General features: G+C 42.9%; 19 protein-coding genes. 2 read left to right on the plus strand and 17 right to left on the minus strand.

Annotated elements, in window-relative coordinates:
• Positions 1 to 186: 186 nt before the first annotated feature.
• Complete coding sequence (locus tag H528_RS0110445; RefSeq protein WP_022854257.1) at positions 187 to 2298, plus strand: DUF3553 domain-containing protein; 2112 nt, start codon at positions 187 to 189, stop codon at positions 2296 to 2298.
• Here H528_RS0110445 and H528_RS13550 read toward each other — a convergent pair.
• Genes H528_RS13550 through H528_RS0110475 form a run of 6 tightly spaced genes read right to left on the minus strand, consistent with a single transcriptional unit; the run spans position 2295 to position 6775 of the window.
• Positions 2295 to 3092, minus strand: coding sequence for a prephenate dehydrogenase/arogenate dehydrogenase family protein (locus H528_RS13550; protein WP_022854258.1), 798 nt, complete (start codon positions 3090 to 3092; stop codon positions 2295 to 2297). The genes H528_RS0110445 and H528_RS13550 overlap by 4 nt on opposite strands.
• The gene (locus H528_RS0110455; RefSeq protein WP_028845912.1) at positions 3076 to 3375 is read right to left on the minus strand and encodes a hypothetical protein; all 300 of its coding nucleotides are present in this window, start codon (positions 3373 to 3375) and stop codon (positions 3076 to 3078) included. The genes H528_RS13550 and H528_RS0110455 overlap by 17 nt, the downstream gene beginning before the upstream one ends.
• 39 nt (positions 3376 to 3414) lie before the next feature.
• A complete protein-coding gene (locus tag H528_RS0110460; protein ID WP_022854260.1) occupies positions 3415 to 5241 on the minus strand; it encodes a hypothetical protein in 1827 nt (608 codons plus the stop codon).
• Positions 5229 to 5540 (minus strand): nucleotidyltransferase family protein, encoded by a 312-nt coding sequence (locus tag H528_RS0110465; RefSeq protein ID WP_218969834.1) that lies wholly within the window; start codon positions 5538 to 5540, stop codon positions 5229 to 5231. Before H528_RS0110465 ends, H528_RS0110460 begins: the two co-directional genes overlap by 13 nt.
• Positions 5524 to 5916, minus strand: coding sequence for a HEPN domain-containing protein (locus H528_RS0110470; RefSeq protein ID WP_022854262.1), 393 nt, complete (start codon positions 5914 to 5916; stop codon positions 5524 to 5526). The genes H528_RS0110465 and H528_RS0110470 overlap by 17 nt, the downstream gene beginning before the upstream one ends.
• A gap of 1 nt (position 5917) precedes the next feature.
• On the minus strand, positions 5918 to 6775 hold the full coding sequence (locus H528_RS0110475; protein ID WP_022854263.1) for an AAA family ATPase: 858 nt from the start codon (positions 6773 to 6775) through the stop codon (positions 5918 to 5920).
• A 96-nt stretch (positions 6776 to 6871) separates the two neighbouring features.
• Here H528_RS0110475 and yihA point away from each other — a divergent pair, with 96 nt between their 5' ends.
• Positions 6872 to 7462: a ribosome biogenesis GTP-binding protein YihA/YsxC gene (gene yihA, locus H528_RS0110480; protein ID WP_022854264.1), complete on the plus strand. Its 591-nt coding sequence runs from the start codon at positions 6872 to 6874 to the stop codon at positions 7460 to 7462.
• 74 nt (positions 7463 to 7536) lie between these two features.
• Here the strand turns inward: yihA and nrfD (H528_RS0110485) are convergent, their stop codons facing one another.
• The 11 genes from nrfD (H528_RS0110485) to alr form a co-directional block, all read right to left on the minus strand.
• The gene (nrfD, locus tag H528_RS0110485) at positions 7537 to 8721 is read right to left on the minus strand and encodes an NrfD/PsrC family molybdoenzyme membrane anchor subunit (RefSeq protein WP_022854265.1); all 1185 of its coding nucleotides are present in this window, start codon (positions 8719 to 8721) and stop codon (positions 7537 to 7539) included.
• A 361-nt stretch (positions 8722 to 9082) separates the two neighbouring features.
• Complete coding sequence (locus tag H528_RS0110490; protein ID WP_022854266.1) at positions 9083 to 9403, minus strand: MerR family transcriptional regulator; 321 nt, start codon at positions 9401 to 9403, stop codon at positions 9083 to 9085.
• A 55-nt stretch (positions 9404 to 9458) separates the two neighbouring features.
• The gene (nrfD, locus tag H528_RS0110495; RefSeq protein WP_022854267.1) at positions 9459 to 10649 is read right to left on the minus strand and encodes an NrfD/PsrC family molybdoenzyme membrane anchor subunit; all 1191 of its coding nucleotides are present in this window, start codon (positions 10647 to 10649) and stop codon (positions 9459 to 9461) included.
• A 12-nt stretch (positions 10650 to 10661) separates the two neighbouring features.
• Positions 10662 to 10877, minus strand: coding sequence for a hypothetical protein (locus H528_RS0110500; RefSeq protein ID WP_022854268.1), 216 nt, complete (start codon positions 10875 to 10877; stop codon positions 10662 to 10664).
• A gap of 368 nt (positions 10878 to 11245) precedes the next feature.
• Positions 11246 to 13282, minus strand: coding sequence for a sigma 54-interacting transcriptional regulator (locus H528_RS0110510; RefSeq protein ID WP_022854270.1), 2037 nt, complete (start codon positions 13280 to 13282; stop codon positions 11246 to 11248).
• 103 nt (positions 13283 to 13385) lie between these two features.
• Positions 13386 to 13775: a cytochrome c3 family protein gene (locus H528_RS13555; protein WP_022854272.1), complete on the minus strand. Its 390-nt coding sequence runs from the start codon at positions 13773 to 13775 to the stop codon at positions 13386 to 13388.
• Between the two features lie 20 nt (positions 13776 to 13795).
• Complete coding sequence (locus H528_RS0110525) at positions 13796 to 14569, minus strand: 4Fe-4S dicluster domain-containing protein (RefSeq protein ID WP_022854273.1); 774 nt, start codon at positions 14567 to 14569, stop codon at positions 13796 to 13798.
• Between the two features lie 53 nt (positions 14570 to 14622).
• The gene (locus H528_RS13560; protein WP_022854274.1) at positions 14623 to 15000 is read right to left on the minus strand and encodes a cytochrome c3 family protein; all 378 of its coding nucleotides are present in this window, start codon (positions 14998 to 15000) and stop codon (positions 14623 to 14625) included.
• A 176-nt stretch (positions 15001 to 15176) separates the two neighbouring features.
• A complete protein-coding gene (gene tatC / locus H528_RS0110535) occupies positions 15177 to 15890 on the minus strand; it encodes a twin-arginine translocase subunit TatC (protein ID WP_022854275.1) in 714 nt (237 codons plus the stop codon).
• Entirely contained in the window at positions 15874 to 16251 is a 378-nt protein-coding gene (tatB, locus tag H528_RS14190; protein ID WP_051132506.1) for a Sec-independent protein translocase protein TatB, read from the minus strand. The genes tatC and tatB overlap by 17 nt, the downstream gene beginning before the upstream one ends.
• 9 nt (positions 16252 to 16260) lie before the next feature.
• Positions 16261 to 17370: an alanine racemase gene (alr, locus tag H528_RS0110545; RefSeq protein ID WP_028845914.1), complete on the minus strand. Its 1110-nt coding sequence runs from the start codon at positions 17368 to 17370 to the stop codon at positions 16261 to 16263.
• Positions 17371 to 17441 lie beyond the last annotated feature (71 nt).

Raw genomic sequence — 17441 nt, forward strand, 5'->3', positions numbered from 1 at the left:
TGGGTTTTTGATGAACTTTCTAGGTATACGAGCCATGGTTAGCCTCCTTCAAAAATTTGCCTGTCCCTTTTCTTTTAAATCGGTTGGACAGAAAGGAGACTTAAGAATTTTTGCCTGTCCCCTTTAGCGACTTGTAACCTAACGCTACTGGTCGATTGGTGATTCGTGGGGTAAGCTTTAGGCGCTATGGGATACAAAATTGATTATGCAAATGAGCTTAACCCAGCTCAACTTGAGGCGGTTAGGACCATTTTTGGCCCCGTTCTTGTTATCGCAGGGGCAGGTTCAGGGAAAACCCGCACCCTAGTTTACCGGGTAGCACGGCTTGTGGAAGAGGGAGTTCCCCCTGAACGCATCCTCTTGCTTACCTTTACCCGTAAGGCTGCGCGAGAAATGTTGCGCAGGGCTGCGCTTCTCCTTGATGAAAAATGTGAGCATGTCTCTGGGGGCACCTTTCACTCTTTAGCCCACTTAATGCTTCGCCAGTACGGCCATCTCCTTGGTTATAGCCGTAATTTTACCATCCTTGACCGCGGAGATGCTGAAGACGCTATTAATCTCTTGCGCACCGCACTGGGCCTTGCAGACAGAAAGCGCAGGTTTCCCCGCAAAGAGACGATCGCCTCAATCTTCAGCATGGCTGTCAATAAACGCATCTCTTTAGAAGAGGTCATTAACGAAGAATATCCCCATTTTCTTGATGATTTAGAAGACCTTGCGCGCCTTTTTGAGCATTACATCCGCTACAAACAAGAGCATCAACTCATGGACTATGATGACCTGCTGGTCAACTGGTTTCGTGTGCTTAAGGGGTTTCCAGAAGTCCGCAGAGAGATGGCCAGGCGTTTTGAGTTTATCATGGTGGATGAGTATCAGGATACCAACGCCCTTCAGGCAGAAATCGTGCGTTTTATGGCCGAAGATCACGGAAATGTGATGGTGGTAGGAGATGATTCCCAGTCCATCTATGCCTTTCGCGGGGCAAACTTTAAGAACATTATAGAATTTCCCAAGTTATTCCCCAACGCCAAGATCATAAAACTTGAAGAAAATTACCGTTCACGCCAGCCCATCCTTGACCTGGCTAACAAGGTAATTGAACACGCCAAGGAAAAATATACCAAATGTCTTTTTACCAAACGCGAAGGCGGAGACATTCCTCTTTTTTACAAGGCTCGTGACGAAGCAGATCAAAGCCGTTTTATTGCGGAAAAAATCTTAGAACTGCGCGAAGAAGGTATCCCTCTTTCAGAGATGGCGGTGCTTTTTCGCTCTGCTTATCATTCTTTTGATCTTGAGCTCGAGCTGGCCAAGCGGAATATCCCTTTTGTAAAACATGGTGGCATGAAACTTATTGAAACCGCCCACATCAAAGACATCGTGGCCCACTTGCGCCTTCTTATAAACCCCTACGATATGCTTGCCTGGAATAGGGTTTTGCTTTTAATCGAAGGCATTGGCCCTAAGACTTCAAAGCGCATTATGGAAACCATAAAAATAGAACCGGATCCCATTGAGGCCCTCAAACGTTACCCAGCCAAACCTTCTTTTGCCAAAGGGTTAGATAAGCTTGTGGTTTTGCTTGACGAGCTACGCAGGGATTTTCCTCCAGAAGAAAAGCTCTCCAGACTTTATGATTATTACGAATCCATTTTTGAACGGGTTTATTACGATGACCACCCAAAAAGGGCGAAAGACCTTGATCAGTTGCTGGCCATTGCCCACAAATATCAATCTATAGACGAATTTTTGGCTGACCTGGCTCTTGAGCCTCCTGAAGCAAGTGTTGCTGATATTGAGCCCCTTGAAAACGAAGACGAAAAACTCACCCTTTCAACGGTTCATTCTGCTAAAGGCCTTGAATGGCAATGCGTTTTTGTTATTTCACTGGCAGAAGGCCGTTTTCCTTCAAGTTATGCTGTGGGTAAAGAAGAGGCCGTAGAAGAAGAGCGCCGTCTTTTTTATGTGGCAGTTACCAGGGCCAAAGAAAAGTTATTTCTTACCTATCCTGCCACCTACTATGCTCCAGGAGAAGGGCGAATCTTTAGTAAACCCTCGCGTTTTATTGAAGAAGTGCGGGACAATTTAAAAGAATGGCACGAGCAAATGGATTCATTCTTGGCTGAAGACGAAGAGGAAGCATCTAGCACTTTTCGTCCGGGAGATTTAGTCTGGCACCCGGTTTTTGGCGAAGGGAAGGTAAAATGTATGGCAGACATTGATAAAGTAACCGTTCAATTTGCCAATGCCGGAGAAAGGACCTTACATCTAAAATTTGCCCGCCTTGAGCGGCTTTAGTGTAATTTGAGCTTGTGGCTCAAGTTTTGAACCTCTTTAAAAACCTTTACGAAATTTTCCATGTCTTTTTTATCTGCGATGGCAGTTAGTTCCTCGAGAATATCTAGATACTTGTGGCGCATTTCTTCACCCAAAGGGTTATCAAACTGAATCAGGCCATAAAGATAAGGGTCTTGGTCGGCAAAGCGTGCTACAATGTCAAGCTGGCGCACAAAGCTTGGGGTGGCAAGCTTTTGGATAAGCTCAAGCTCTAACCCAGCGCTTCCCATCAACTTTCCCAGGGCAAGCAACATAAGATGGTTTATCACTTGAACAATAGCCATAATACGGTCGTGGTCATCTGGTGGTACTACGATAGTTTGTGCTTTTTGGGCTTTAAGGAATTCCTCGAACCAGTTGAACCATTTTTTGCCCCTTGAAGGCCAGAGGGCTACTTTTTGGTTGGTAAGGTCTTTTTCGCCAGGGCCAAACAAAGGATGAGCCGCCACCACTTCACAAGTGGTATGGGCCAGCATGATTTCGTTTTGTTCTTTTTTTAGCGAACAAAAATCGATTAATCCCTGTTTTTCTGTGAGCAGAGGGCCTATTTCTTTGACCACTTCTTCAAAAGCAGACATGGGGACTGAGACAAAGACTACGTCACAAGCTTTGGCTAGGTCTTGATTGGACAGAGGTGTTCCTTTATCTGCTACCAAGACTTCATAGCCTTCTGCTTCAAAAATACGCTTGAACCAGCGGCCCATGCGCCCGGCACCGCCTATTATGCCCAGGCGAACCTTAGAAACAGGAGACATGGCGGGGATAGTTTTGGGCCAGAAATTGGCAAGCCTGCTTGGTTTCAAGAGGAATCCAGCGCCCGTACTTGGAAAGAAAATACCATTTACCGTTGATATTTCTTGCTACCAAAGCGCCGTGATACCTCATTAGTAAGAGGACTTTTTCTTCGTCAAAAGAAGCGGTGCGCGGGGCTTCTATTTTTGCTTCACTTACCCGGATAAAATTTTTCCAGCCAAGGAAAATGCTTCCAATTAGCAACAAAATTAACAAAATTCTGAAAAAGAATCGTTTCGCACTCATGACTAAAATTTAATTCTTTTTGTTGGTAGGTGCAATCTTTTACTCGCCTTCGATGAATTTGTGGGCGTAAAGACGCACGTAGTGCCCCTCAAGTACATGAAAAGTTTGAATTTTTTTTAACAAACTCGGCGAAAATTGCCCAATAGGTAAATAGATGACTTTTTTCCCTTGGTGTGTGGCGAACCTTTTGGCAAGCGATGACGGCGGTTTTTTGGCAATATAGACCACGTATTTTTCTAAAGAGTAGTCAATTCCTGCGAGCAAAAGTCTTTCTGGTTTAGTTCTGGCAAAATCAAATAAAGGATCGTCCCAGATGTCGTAAACCCTCATGGGAGGGTAGGTGAGCATAAAACCTCCGTAATGGCAGCGCGAGATCCCAGGCCCCACTACGATTTCTCCGGCTCTGGTGGCATAGAATGCCATGTCGGATTCCTGTTCGTGCTCGCCATGCCAGGTAAGCTTCCAGGGGTATTTTTCTTTCCCGTCAAACTGTTCGTCCTCATCAAAAATTACCACCACTGAGCCCACTTTCCCCGCCACCGGGCGTTCTTCTTTAACGTAGATGCGCCCTTCATACCAGTGTCTTATGGTTTCACGAAGGTCAATGCCGTCCTTTAAGGAGCTTAGAAATGGCTCCACCCGGCGTAGGTCTTCTGCAAGCACCTTTAAGGCCTTTTTCATTACGTAACGGCCAAAACCTTCGACAACTAAGTCTTCAGGGGGAAAAGAACAAATATTTATGCCTCGCCAGGACTCTTTCCACTCGCCAGGCTTTTTTTCAACAGGTTTTTTCTTGACCGGCATCAAGCGTTTGCGCCTAAGGGGCTTTAACTTGCGAAAGAACTTGATTTTTTTGTGTGGTCTGAAAAGGTCTTCTAAACTTATCCTTAGGGGGCACAGGTCGGGCTCCTCGGTTTGAAAAGGATATCTTGTGCCAAGCTCCCAGAGTTCCCAAGCAAAGTCGTCGTTTATGCTGCCACGGGCAGCAACCAAAAACTGGTAAAAATCGGGGACTAATTTCCCTTCAAGCAGGGCATAGTTTCTGGCAAACTGATTGAGAATTTTTATATGCCGTGGGAAAACGATTTCTTTATTTTTTTCTTCGTGTTGGGTTAAGGCGTCTTTCAAAAGCCTTCCGTAGAGTTCAAGACGATCTAATTCTTCGTCTTTTTGGCGGGCGTTTTCATAAACGCCCTGAAAGTAGCCGATCTCAGACAATACTTCGCGGCTTGAAAGGGTATCCAGATGGAAGACTTGAACACCTTCGCGTTTCTTCTTCTCAAATGGTTGGGGGAGATTTTCTTGTTTTAAAAACTCACAAACGGCCGTGATGTGAGCCAGGCCGCCCACGAACACTACAGAACGATAATTTTGGGCGAGCTTTTTAAGGTGATATGCAATGGTGCGCTCGCGATGTATGTCAAGCGGGTCTTTGTGATAAGTTTGCTTTAAGGCTTCGGTTGTAAAAGTTTCGTATCCCAGGCGAGCTACCGCATAAGAGTCGGGAAAGACGTCCTGGTGACCCTGATAGCCTTCTAAATCAAGGTCAACAAAGTGAATTCCTGAGCCCAATTCAGTCCCTGTGCGAATAGCTTCTACCAGGGGTTCAACGGGTTCAATCAAAAGATATACCGTGGTGCCGTCTTTTTCTTGATAAGAAACAACCGAGAGTAGGGGAAGACGCTTTACCCCCCGCATTATTTTTGAGGCCAGTGTTTCAGGATACTCAACAGCTACGGCTTCAGGCTTAAGCTTTTTGAGATATTTACGTACCGCCTGGGCAAATTCGAGCTTGCCATGAAGCACAGGAAGAAAGAAAACGTCAGCGCCGTTTATTTTAATATGTGGAAGCTTCAAATGATCCATATTACTTCTTTGGTTATGCGTTTTCCTTCTTTTTCCATTTTTTGCCATTCTTTTTCGTTATAAACTAGCAAGTCCACGGGAACAGGAAAATCAAGCGGGTAAAATTCTGTCCCCCTTCTATAAAAAGGTTTATCTGTCTGGCGCAGGATAATAACAACATCGAGATCGCTTCCTACACCTGCATCGTTTCTGCTATAAGAGCCGAAAACTCCTATCCTGCAGACGTTTTCGTTTTTTTTCAGTCTCAAGGCCCATTTTTCTAAAGCTTTCCAGACTTTTTCTTTAGTGGGCCATTTCACTACGGACGAATTCAATGATCTCACGGGCATACTCTATAGCCTGTTTACTTTGTATTGGTCCAAAGTGTTCAAAAGGGGCCCCTTCCGGGTGGCCGTTTGGATAACGTGTTGGAATATAAAAATTGTCAAGCACCATCGCCTTATGAATCAAATCGTCAGAAACTTTTACTTGCTGGGGTAATTCTGCCAGAAGCTTTGCTATTACGTGCCCCCAGGCTTCTTGACCAAGATACAGGTGAAGGGATTTTACCGCTTTTTCAGCAGCTTGCTGTGCTGCAAAACATGCCCATTCGTGTCTTCTCGCACGTGCTGAATCCTCTGCCTGTTCTAAGTCCCGTAATGCCTGTTGAAACCAGTCTTTTGCTCGTGAAGGCATATTATACCGGCCTAAGTCTTGGTTTTTCTTGCTGGTCTGGCCAAAAGATAAGGGCTGTTTGTCCTAAGATTTGGGCCAAAGAGTCTTTTAAAACTTCTTTTTTGTCCTGATTTTTGTCTGGCCCTAGGAGCCTTTTCATAGCGTAACGGGCAATGTTTACCCCGTCACGCACGGAATAAGCTTCGCCAGCCCTGTGGGCGAGTTGGAGAAAAGAAACCACGTAGTTGAGTATTTCTTCGTCAGCAAAAGGGAGGTTGGCTTTAAGCATTTCGTATTCTTCTTCAGCCTCCGGAAAATCAACGTATATTTGGGGCTGAAGCCTTGAGTGGATATACTCAGGCACTTCAAAGGTGGAAGCGTCTTCGTTCATGGTTACGCAGATGCGGAAATCTGGATGTGCTTTGATCTTTATGCCGGCAACAATGGATTCTACGTAACGTCGTGAATCAAGCAGTGGTGCAAGGGAGGCCCAGCTTTTTTCGCTCATGCGGTTTGCTTCGTCAATGATAGCAACTCCTCCACGGATCATAGCCGAAACAATAGGGCTTGCCATATATTTGATACGACCTTCGTCAGAAATTACCGGGGTTATGAGAAGGTCTTCTGGCCTGGTGTCAACGGTTGCCTGAAAGATATAGACCTCGCGGCCAAGGCGTTTGGCAGCGGCATATGCCAGGGTGGTTTTCCCTACGCCTGGTTTTCCTACCAGCCTTGGATTAAGCGGGAGGTCTTTTTCGTCAATAATCATCCAGGCCGCAAGGATCTGTTTGATGACTTCTTCCTGGCCAACGCAGACCAAGTTCAATTCGTCAGGGTGAGAAAGATGTAAAGTTACGCCGTCGATTACGGTTTTTTCCATTTTTATCACCTTAGATAGGGAATTTTTGTTGCCTTAAATTATACTTGATTATAGCTGGTTTGTGCATAGGAGGGATTTTATAGGAAAGGAACGCCTATGAAACCAAAAGTTAAACAGGTCGTCTTTGAAAAAAGTGTTTTTAAGCCAGAGGACCTTCCTCAACCCAAACTATCTGAGGTGGCCTTTTTGGGTCGCTCAAACGTTGGGAAATCTTCTTTGATTAATGCTTTTTTAGGGCAAAAAAAGCTGGCCCGTGTTTCTTCTACCCCTGGATTTACTAAGGCTATTAATTTTTTTCGGGTGGATCATCGTTTTTGGGTGGTGGATTTGCCAGGTTTTGGCTTTGCAAAAGTGTCTCCCAAGGTGCGTGCAGCCTGGCAAAAACTCATTGAAACCTATCTTTCTTCTCCGAGGCGGCTTAAACTTTTGGTTTTGATTTTTGATATTAGAAGAGAGCCCGACGAGCTAGACTTGCTGCTCCTTGATTATGTAAAAAAGATTGGTCGCCGTTTCATTGTTGTTTTAAACAAGATCGACCGCGCTAAAAAAACCGCAAGACCTAATCTCAAAAAAAAGTATTTGGAAAAATTTGGCTTAAAAGAGGAAGATGTTTTCCTTTGTTCCTGCAAGACTAAAGAAGGAATTGCTGAAGTGCGCCAAAAAATTTTTGAGATGCTAGAAGAATAAAATCTAGGATCCGTTCCCATTTTTCGTTCCAAAAAATGGGAACGGATCCTCTATTATGTTAGGCGTTTAATATTTTAATGTTCGTCAAGGTGTCCGCGGAAAAGTCTTTCTCCCATAAAGAAAAGCATGCCACATAGACCAAAACCTCCAAGCACCACAAGCCATTCAAGAAAAGTGGGGCTGTAGTGGTAAAGGTGAGGCATATCCACGATACCTAATCCTTCGTAATGGGGCACTATTTGGCCAACTACTACCAAATCATAGCGCATAACAAAGATGGAAAGAAGAGCAAGACCTGAGACAATAGCCATGGCAGGGATATTGCGGGCTTTTACCGCAAGAATTACTACAAAGGGGAGCACCAGACCGAGACCTATTTCGAAGAACCAAAAATTAAAGGCGTAGGGGCCAGCGATAAGCGCCATGGTGGCTTCGTATTTGCCAGGAGGCTGCCCAGCTAGGCCGGCAATGATTTTCCAGGTGGTGAAAAACATGACAATGGCCAAAAGAAGGGCATAGATTTTTCCGGTAACCTCTAAGGCTTTTCTTGTTTTGGCATCTATTTCCCAGCCATTTACTTTATAAGCGAGCCAGGTGAAAAAGATGATAGCAGCTCCGCCGCTCATCATGGCTGAGGCGATGAAATAGATGGGCATGTATGGGCCATGCCAAAATTCTTTTGCACCAACCAGGCCAAATACGGCTCCAAGGTTACTGTGTGCCGCAACGCCAGCTATAACTCCCATAAGCCCGGCAAGCCCGGCTTTGCGATGATGTCCCATTTTTAAAAGGGCAAACTCAACTAACATAAAGAAAAGATAAGCTCCGTAGAGGGTTCCCATCCACCAGATATTTGAGGTCAGGTTAGGAGAAATAATGTTATAAATAGCCATCCGCCAGGGGTTTTCCAGCTCAAAAGCTATGACAGCAAAGCCAGATAAAATAGTGGCAATTGCCAAAAAAACGCTCCGGCTGGCAATGGGCATGAGGCTTTTGACTCCGAAAACATGACCAATAGAAGAGGTAAGACATAGCCCTGTTGAGGTGACCACGAAAAAGACATAAGTAGAAATGAGCACCCCCCAGGGAACTTCCCTGGTAATGCCGAAAACGTGTTCGTGCCCCGCGATAAAGCCATAAATTCCCACGGCAGTGCCAACAGCAAAGATGAGCCCGAAAATCAAGGCAAGCCAGGTATTGGCTTTACTAGGGGCAATAGCCAGCTCTCTACCTATTACTGCTTCTCTTGTTTCTGCCATGACACCCTCCTGTAACTAAAATTTTAAGAAAATCTTATCCAAAAAATCACCAAAACTTGCTACTAGGAAATTGTCTTATAATAGGGTAGTAGTTCTGTCAAGAGTATGTGCAAAAAATCAGTTTATGTTAAGAAGGATTGAGTTTTGATAAGTAAATATATCAATAGAATAGAGATTTTTTTGACAATTATTATTTGCAAGAAAAGTGGAAGTATATATTGTCAAAAAATGGAAGGGGAATTTCACAGGGAAGAACAAAAATAAAATTACAGCCCTCAGAGCCCGGATATTTCTCTAAAATTCAGAGAAATTTACATCGCTAGAAGCCAAGGAGGTGCCAGCCCCCTGGCCTGGCACCTGGCTATTGTTCTTTTTCGTTTTTTCCAACTGCAGATAAATAAGCAGTGCACCTGTTACGCACTTCAGGGGGACAATCTATAATGCTCCAGCAAGGGGCATATTTTAGAAGCTCTTTGATACCTGCTAAATTTAAGCCCTTTTCGTGAATCATTTTTCGCAAACAGTTAATCCACTGGATATTGTCCATAGAATAGTAGCGCCGAGTGCCACGACGAACAGGTCTGATTAGACCTTCTTTTTCATATATGCGCAAAGTGCGGGGATGGACTTCCAAGATTTTGGCTGCAGTACCTATGGAGAAAATAGCTTCATCTTTTTTCATTTTTTTACCCCTTTCGGCTATTTTTTGAGGGCAGCCCTAAAGGCTGCCCAACTTTTTAGTGTTCTCTGCTTTCAAAAACCCCGGCAAAATAGCGTTCACCTAAAAGAAAAGCTGTAGCAAGTAAGCTGAATCCACCAATAATCATTAAAATTTCGTAAATAGATGGCGAATAAGACAAATATTTTGGAATGTCCTCGAATAATCCGTAGTAAGGATGTACGATCTGGCCTGCTACTACCAAATCATATCTTTGGAAAAAGGCACCTAGAAGCGTTACCAAAGAGGCTAAAAATAAAGCGTGGATATTTCTAAGTCCGCCCAAAACCAGGATTACTATGGGAAGGACAAGGCCCAGGGCGATCTCAAAGAACCAGAAGTTAAAAGACAAGGGGCCATTTAATAAGGCCATTGCGGCAAGTCTTCCCTGGTCAGAGCCACCGGTGAAAATGGCCAAAAACCGCCAGATAGTGGCTAGAGATACTGCTACCAAGAAGAGCAGGAGGACCTTGCCTGCGGCAGAGGTAGCTTTTTGCATAGCTTCGTCCATTGGTTGTTTGCGGACTTCGTAAGCAATGTAGTTAAAGAAAATCAAAGCGGCGGCACCACTCATCAGGGCAGAACAGATGAAATAGATAGGAAGCTGTGCACCATACCAGAAAGGTTTGGCTGAAATAAGGGCAAAGACTGCGCCGAGATTGGTGTTAGCAGCGATCTCGGTAAGAGCTCCTAGGACGCCCAGTGCAAATGCTAGGCCGTAGCGTTTCGAAATAATCAGGCTAAATTCCAAAAGCATAAAGGCTACGCAAGCGCCATATAAAGCACCCATCCACATGATGTTAGAAGTGGGGTTAGGGGTTATGGCCATCCAGAACATGCGCCAGGGGCTTTCTAGTTCAAGGCCGATAATGGTGAATCCCGCAATGATCGCTGCAATTGATAAATAAAGGGCCCTATTGGCAAGGGGTAAAAGAGACGTTCCGCCAAAAAGATGCCCCAGCACCGAGAGAATACAAAGCCCTGTGGACATAATGGCGAAGTAGATGTAACCAGAAATCAGTATTCCCCAAGGAATTTCTCTGGTGGTATTACAAATGTGGTGATGGCCAATAAGTAGCCCCCAAACACCTGCTGCCACCCCTACCAAAGTTAGAAACAGAGCGATAACAGTTAGAAGGGTGATTCTCGGGGTGGCAAACCTGATGTCCACCTGAAAAGGTTTAAGTGTTTCTACTCTTGTTTCAGCCATGACCGGCCTCCTTTAATTATTGTTTTTTGATTCTTCGATTATCCTGGGTAAGGAAAAAGTGGCAAAAAAGGCAGGTATTGCGGCAAATGGGCCTAGCGCAACAAACATAAAAAAGCAAAAGGTCCCTAAGGCATAGTCCACCAAGGGGAAACTACTCTGTGCGGACTCTTTTGTTTTATTGCAAGTTCCTATCGAAATGATTTGTTTTAATGCTTGAGAGGCTTTCATGATAATCCCCCTTTTGCTTTAAAAGCATTTTTTTAGGTCAACTACGCGAGATTATAAGTTTTTTAAAAAAGATTAAGTTTTAAAATCGCTTTCTAGCTTTTCTTTTCATTTGTTTTTATCGCTTATTGGATAATGCATATGTCATGCCAACTTGACATGCGCATTTAAAGTTTTTTGAATCCAAGTGTTTTCAAGAAAAACTGAATAAAAAAATCAGGAAAGAAGATTGTTAAAATATTAACAAGTGGGCGCAAAATAAGCCCTGTTGGCTGCAGAATGGCGCAAAATAAGCCCATATTGCCTTTTTCTTGACAATGGTTGTTTTCAATAAATTGCTTAAATGATTTGTATCAAAAAAAGTGAATGGCTTATTTTGCGCCTTCTGGAGAAATGCCGTATTTGTGCAGTTTGCGACGGAGTGTATCTTTGGATATGCCGAGTTCCCGGCAGGTAGCCATTTTGCGCCATCTATTTCTTTTTAGGGCCTGTAAAATGGCGCGTTTTTCTATTTCTTCAAGGGTCAATGGTTGAAGAAATAGCTCTTCCTTAGGTGGTTGTTCCCTTTTATAGGGATTTAGGTAATCGGGTAAGTGTTCTGGATATATGAGCCCTTCCTTACAAATAATAAAACAGTACTCGATAATGTTTTCTAACTCGCGGACATTTCCAGGAAAATCATATTCCATTAAAATTCTCAATGCTTCTTCTGTAATCCCTATGATATTTTTACCTTTGCTGGCGCGGAACTTTTCGATGAAGTGTTCTACCAAAAGGGGGATATCTTCCCTGCGCTCTCGAAGAGGTGGTAGGTGAATTCTAGCAACATTTATACGATAAAAAAGGTCTTGTCTAAAAAGACCTTTTTGAACGAGGGTTTCTAGTTCCTGGTTGGTGGCGGCGATAATGCGTACATCTACTTTTTCGGGCTTTGAGGCCCCAAGGGGTTCAAATTCTTTGGTTTCTAGGACACGTAACAATTTCGCTTGTAGAGCAAGGGGGATTTCTCCTATTTCGTCGAGAAAAAGAGTCCCCCCGTTGGCTAGGGCAAAACGGCCCGGTTTGTCTTTTTTGGCATCGGTAAAAGCACCAGCTTTATAGCCGAATAGTTCACTCTCAAGCAAGGTGTCTGGAATGGCAGCGCAGTTAACTGCTACAAAGGGGCCATTTTTTCTGGGGGAAAGGTCATGAATAGCCCGGGCAAAAATATCTTTTCCAGTCCCAGATTCCCCTGTTATAAGGACCGTGCTTTCGCTTTCGGCTATATCTGGCAGAATTTCAAATATTCTTTTTATTTTAGGGCTTTTGGAAAGAATGTCACCAAAACGATAGCTTTGTTCAAGTTCTTTCCTGAGTATAAGGATTTCGCTTAAGTCTCTTACTGTTTCAACAGCTCCAAGTAGTCTCCCCTCACTATCTTTTAAAGGCGCAACAGTAATAGAGACTGGAACTTTTTTTCCGCTCTTATGAATAAAAACAGCATGTTTGTTTGATATTTTTTTTCCAGCTTTAATTGCCGCAGCCACAGGACAATCGCTATTGCAAAGATCGCTGCCCAAAATTTCATGACAGGGTCTTCCGATAACTTCTTCTGCAAAATATCCGGTTATCCTTTCAAGGGCAGGGTTAAAGCTGGTGATATGGAAATGCCTATCTACGGAAAAAACTCCATCTCCTACGTTTTCAAAAATAGCTTTCATCTGAATTTCAAAGCTAATATCACGGAAGATTTCTATTCCGCCGATTAATTTATTGTCTATTATGATAGGACTTGCTATTACTTCTGCAGGAAATTCTGTTCCGTCTTTCTTGAAAATAAAAATGTCTCTTCTTTTAATGGTTTTTTTCTGATTAAAACTTTGTTTTAATATACAGCTGCTCCTGCAGATATTTGTTTTAAAAATTTCAAAACAATTTTTTCCTATTGTTTTTTCTTGCGTATATCCAGTCAGAAAAAGCGCTTTCTTGTTGATAAAGGATATCTTGAAGTTTCTGTCTATAACAACAAGAGCTTCGCCAATGCTGTCTAAAATATTTCCGGTAAATTCTGATGGTAATTGTTCGTTTATTAAAATTGTCAGAAATGTTTTTTCTTCTATTTCGTTTACGATTATGCTGATATAGCAAGTTTTTTCTTTTTTATGAGAAAAATGTACAGGAAAATGATATAGGCTTTCTTTTTGAGCTATTTTTTCTTTAAAAAGTTCACAAATTTCCTTGTCTAAGTATGCTTCAAAGAATTTATGGCAAAAAACCCCTATAACTCTTCTTCTCTCTTCTTGGAAAAACTTTTCTGCGGCACGGTTAAAGTGAAGAATTTTGTGATTTTGATCCGTAACTAAAATGATTTCTTGGAGGTCATCTAAAATACGTAAAATTGTCTGAGGGTAAAGAAGAATTTTCTTCATAAGAATAAATGAAAATTTTTTGTAGTAAAATTTATACTAAATTGGTAAGTTTGAAAAGGCAAAAAAGAAGCCCCGGCAAGGCCAGGGCTTCTTTTCAGAGAGGCTAATGGGTACTTTTTCGTTCTTGGCGTTTTAATCTCTGCCAGCCTAGCACACCAATATGGCAGGTAGTGCATTTTTTGTTGGATGCGAATGCGGTTTCACCGTCGTGGCAAGCCCCGCAGTATTTACCTTCATAAAGGGATTCCATATTAAAATCGTCGTTTTCTTCTGCAGTACCAATTGCCATTTCGAAAATATCATCATGGCAATCGTCGCAACTGATACCAGCTTCTTCCACATGGTATTTGTGGTCAAAAATAACAGCCTTGACAGGCTTGGTAAAAATTATTGGTTCCTGAGGATATTCTTCCTCGTCATCTTGCCCCCAGAGGGGTTGGCTGATCAGAAAAGAAAAAATAAACGGAAGTAGTAAAATAAACCAGCGCTTCATAAAGTCCTCCTGCGCTTAAATTATCCCAGCCCTTCGATGGTGTAGAATACGTTTGGTTTAGCCCCGGTTTCCGGCCTCAAAACCCATACCACCCGTGTAGGATCATAAACTATTTTATAAACTTCAGTATTGGGATCCGTTAAATCACCAAAAATTCTTACTCCTGCGGGGCAGGCCTCAGCACATGCGGTAATAGTACCGCCTTTTGAGAGACGGGCTTCCCAACAGAAATCGCATTTGTCAACAGCTCTTTTTTCCTCGTTGAAATAACGCATGTCATAAGGGCATGCTACCATGCAGGTTTTGCAGCCAATGCATTTTTTAGAATTCATGCGCACGATGCCCGTCTTTTTGTCTTTAAAGGTGGCTTTGGTAGGACATACCCTTACACACGGTGGGACATTGCAGTGGTTGCAAAGGACGGGCATAAATTGTCTTTCGAACTCTCCCTGTCCGATTTTAAGTCTTCTTTCAAAAATACGAGTACGCCATCCATAAGGAGGAACATGATTTGTCTTTACACATGCCTCCATACATTTTTCACAGTCAACGCATCTATCGGTAATCAAGACCATAGCGTAATGAGGCCTGTAAGGAAAAGTCCCCACGTATTCAGGAGGAACAGCCCTGGCCGGGTCAATATTCGAAACTAGAGAAAGAATTGTTCCTCCCGCAAAAACTCCGGTTACTTTAAGTCCCATTTTTAGAAACTTGCGGCGCTCTTCAAGAGGAATTTTATCCACACCTTCATTCTTAAGCGACCTAAGCCACTCACCAAACTTTTTGAGATCCATTTCTTTCACCCCTTAAATAATTTCAAAGGGGCCGTGAGGCCCCTTTTTGCAATCTACTTTTTCTTGTGACATTGTTTACATTTGGTGGGGGCGTTGGGATGTTCTTTAACCATCTTCTTGTGGCAGCCTTTACAGTTTTTGTGCATGGCTTTTCTAACACTGTTTAGCTTTTTATTGGCCATGTCTTTTTTATTGTGGCAAGTTTCACACTTTTGAATTTTCATGCCTTCTTTGTAGGGGCTGTGGTCTTTGCCGTGATGGCACTCACCGCATTTAAATTCTTTTTGGTGCTTTTCGTGGTTAAAAACAACCTTTCCTTTTTTACCGCCTGGAAATTCAATTGTGGCTGGGCCATGGTCTCCAGAAATAGCAAACCCGTAAAAGCAAAGTGTTAAAGCCAAACCCAAGAATAACCCCATAATTTTTCGCATACCTTGTCCTCCTTTAAAAATTTTTGCCCTTGAAGCTTAGTTTCTATTTCAGCACCAGTCAAAACCTGTTCTTCCCCGAAATATTCTTTTAAAGCTCATAAAAAACCTTTGGAAGCGATTGTTACACCAAATTTACTTCCTTTAACAAAAATTTAAAAAACTTTTATGGATGTGTTTTAAAGTACTTTTGCCAGCAGGTACCCGCTTTCAAATAAAATATAAAAACAGGTAGCCAAAATTAGTTGCCCTACGATATCTCCTGGAGATAGAAAAAGGGCACAGCCATAAGCAATACATACTAGATAAAGCAAGCGCCGCTTTCCCCCGTAGTTTGGAAGAATTTCGATTTTAACGAGAAGCGCTGTTATTAAAGGGATTTGAGAAACTATGGCAGCAAAAAGAAGCCCTTTGCCTAAAAAGGCGAGATAGCTTTGCACGCGTAAATAAGAGACAAAATGACTGTACCCAAGCCCTAAAAGAACTTTAAGAAGGGCTGGAAAAACCAAAAAATAAGCTAAGGCAATGGAACCCAAACAAAAAAGGGCAACTAAAAAAAAGGCCTTAGCAAAAAATTTTTTTTCGTGGGGAAACAAGGCCGGGGAAAGAAAACGCCAGGTCTGATATACCAATACCGGAATAGAAACAGCAAAGGCCAGGAAAAAAGTGCTTTTGAGCGCAGCCATAATGGCTTCTGGAAGGGTAGTGAAAACAAGCGTTAACTTGTGCCCTGGAAAGGCCTGTTGATAGGGCCACATGAGAAAGGGGACCAAGCGGTGAAATTGGGTAAAAAGTATTATCCACGCCAAGAACAAAAAGCCGATAAAAATGAGAATTCTTTTGCGAAGCTCTTCAAAATGGGTAAGAAAGGTGATTTTAGGCCTTTGAGTCATCTTTTTCTAAGGAAGGAATAAATTTTTCTTCAGTTTCAGGAGTCTTTTCTTTTTCTTGATTAGTTTCTTTGGGAGAAGACTTTTGGCTACTTGTTTTTTTAGTTTTCGGTTCAGAAATCTCAATAGGTTCAAGAGGATTATAAACTTTTTCAAGAAGTTCTCTTTTTACCTTTTCCACTTCGGACTTGCTTTCGACAATTTCATCCGCGCCAAGTTCTTTTTTAAGCTCTTCAGCGGCGCGTTTGAATTCGAAAAATACACGTGCCACGCTTCTTGCGGCATCTGGCAAACGTTCTGGCCCAAGGACTATCAGCGCCACCACAAAAATGACTACTAGCTCAGGAAAGCCTATTCCGAACATTTCCAATCCTTAGTCAAGATATATTTTTAAGCTACACCTACCTAGCAGACAAAACAACTCATAAGGGATAGTCTTCCCCCGGGCAGCGAGCTCTTCGGCAGGCACCTCGCTATTGGGGCCGCCAAGAAGGATTATTTCATCCCCTGGTACGACATTTAGCCCGGTCACATCAAATGCTATGGCTCGCATGGAGACCGCTCCCACCAAAGGAACCCTTTTCCCTTTTATCCAACCAAAGCCAGTGTTTGAAAGGCTTCTGAGATAACCGTCATCATAGCCAACAGGAACAAGCGCTATTTCCATATTTTTTGGGGCCGTAAACAGAGGCCCGTAGCCGATAGCTCCTCTGGCCTTGATTTTTTTTACACTTAAAATACGGGCTTTGGCCGTCATAACCGGTTTCAATTTTAAGTAATTTTTCTTTTCGGGAAACGGATAAGCACCGTAAAGGGCAAGTCCGGGGCGAACTAGATTATAATGGGCATCTTTTGAGAGTATCAGGGCGGCAGAATTGGCCAGGTGGATAAAACGGGGTTGAACTCCTTTAGACGTAAGCTTTTCCAATGTTTCTCTAAAAACTCGTTTTTGTTTAATTGTAAGGTCAGAAGCTGGTTTTTCAGCACAAGAAAGATGGGACATAATCCCTTCTAGACGTAGTCGGGGGCTAGTTTTTATTATTTCAAGGGCCTTCGGGAGTTCTTCTGGCAAAATACCAAAACGGCCCATGCCAGTATCAATTTTTAGATGAAAAGGAATGGATTTTCCTTGGTTGCGTGCAAAATCTGCCAGAAGTTTTAATTGGTAAAGGTCGATTACCGCAGGGATCACTTTTAAACGGACAATTTCAGGGAGCCAGGCAGGTTCAAAACCACTTAAAAGCAAAATAGGTAAAGCAAGGCCTGCTTCTCTTATGCGTAGGGCCTCATCAAGATCGGAAAGCCCAAAGCCATAAATTCCTTCTGAAGCCAGAGTACGGGCAACGGGGACTAACCCGTGGCCGTAAGCCTCACTTTTAATAACAGGCAAAAACTTGACCTCAGGCCCGGTTATTTTTTTTAAGCTTGCAAGGTTCGCTTTAAGGGCCGAAAGTCTGATTTCTAACCAAAATGACCAGCGGATATTTCCCTCCTAAAAATTTGTGCTAGCTTCATATTTATGCATTTACCCCTTGCGGTAAAGAGAAAAAGAAT

The sequence above is a fragment of the Thermodesulfatator atlanticus DSM 21156 genome, from assembly GCF_000421585.1.
GTDB lineage: Bacteria > Desulfobacterota > Thermodesulfobacteria > Thermodesulfobacteriales > Thermodesulfatatoraceae > Thermodesulfatator > Thermodesulfatator atlanticus.

Excerpts from the sequence above, each read along its gene's own strand:
- H528_RS0110445 (WP_022854257.1), top strand. The coding sequence starts at position 187 with ATGGGATACAAAATTGATTATGCAAATGAGCTTAACCCAGCTCAACTT.
- H528_RS13550 (WP_022854258.1), bottom strand. The coding sequence starts at position 3,092 with ATGTCTCCTGTTTCTAAGGTTCGCCTGGGCATAATAGGCGGTGCCGGG.
- H528_RS0110455 (WP_028845912.1), bottom strand. The coding sequence starts at position 3,375 with ATGAGTGCGAAACGATTCTTTTTCAGAATTTTGTTAATTTTGTTGCTA.
- H528_RS0110460 (WP_022854260.1), bottom strand. The coding sequence starts at position 5,241 with ATGGATCATTTGAAGCTTCCACATATTAAAATAAACGGCGCTGACGTT.
- H528_RS0110470 (WP_022854262.1), bottom strand. The coding sequence starts at position 5,916 with ATGCCTTCACGAGCAAAAGACTGGTTTCAACAGGCATTACGGGACTTA.
- H528_RS0110475 (WP_022854263.1), bottom strand. The coding sequence starts at position 6,775 with ATGGAAAAAACCGTAATCGACGGCGTAACTTTACATCTTTCTCACCCT.
- yihA (WP_022854264.1), top strand. The coding sequence starts at position 6,872 with ATGAAACCAAAAGTTAAACAGGTCGTCTTTGAAAAAAGTGTTTTTAAG.
- nrfD (WP_022854265.1), bottom strand. The coding sequence starts at position 8,721 with ATGGCAGAAACAAGAGAAGCAGTAATAGGTAGAGAGCTGGCTATTGCC.
- H528_RS0110490 (WP_022854266.1), bottom strand. The coding sequence starts at position 9,403 with ATGAAAAAAGATGAAGCTATTTTCTCCATAGGTACTGCAGCCAAAATC.
- nrfD (WP_022854267.1), bottom strand. The coding sequence starts at position 10,649 with ATGGCTGAAACAAGAGTAGAAACACTTAAACCTTTTCAGGTGGACATC.
- H528_RS0110500 (WP_022854268.1), bottom strand. The coding sequence starts at position 10,877 with ATGAAAGCCTCTCAAGCATTAAAACAAATCATTTCGATAGGAACTTGC.
- H528_RS0110510 (WP_022854270.1), bottom strand. The coding sequence starts at position 13,282 with ATGAAGAAAATTCTTCTTTACCCTCAGACAATTTTACGTATTTTAGAT.
- H528_RS13555 (WP_022854272.1), bottom strand. The coding sequence starts at position 13,775 with ATGAAGCGCTGGTTTATTTTACTACTTCCGTTTATTTTTTCTTTTCTG.
- H528_RS0110525 (WP_022854273.1), bottom strand. The coding sequence starts at position 14,569 with ATGGATCTCAAAAAGTTTGGTGAGTGGCTTAGGTCGCTTAAGAATGAA.
- H528_RS13560 (WP_022854274.1), bottom strand. The coding sequence starts at position 15,000 with ATGCGAAAAATTATGGGGTTATTCTTGGGTTTGGCTTTAACACTTTGC.
- tatC (WP_022854275.1), bottom strand. The coding sequence starts at position 15,890 with ATGACTCAAAGGCCTAAAATCACCTTTCTTACCCATTTTGAAGAGCTT.
- tatB (WP_051132506.1), bottom strand. The coding sequence starts at position 16,251 with ATGTTCGGAATAGGCTTTCCTGAGCTAGTAGTCATTTTTGTGGTGGCG.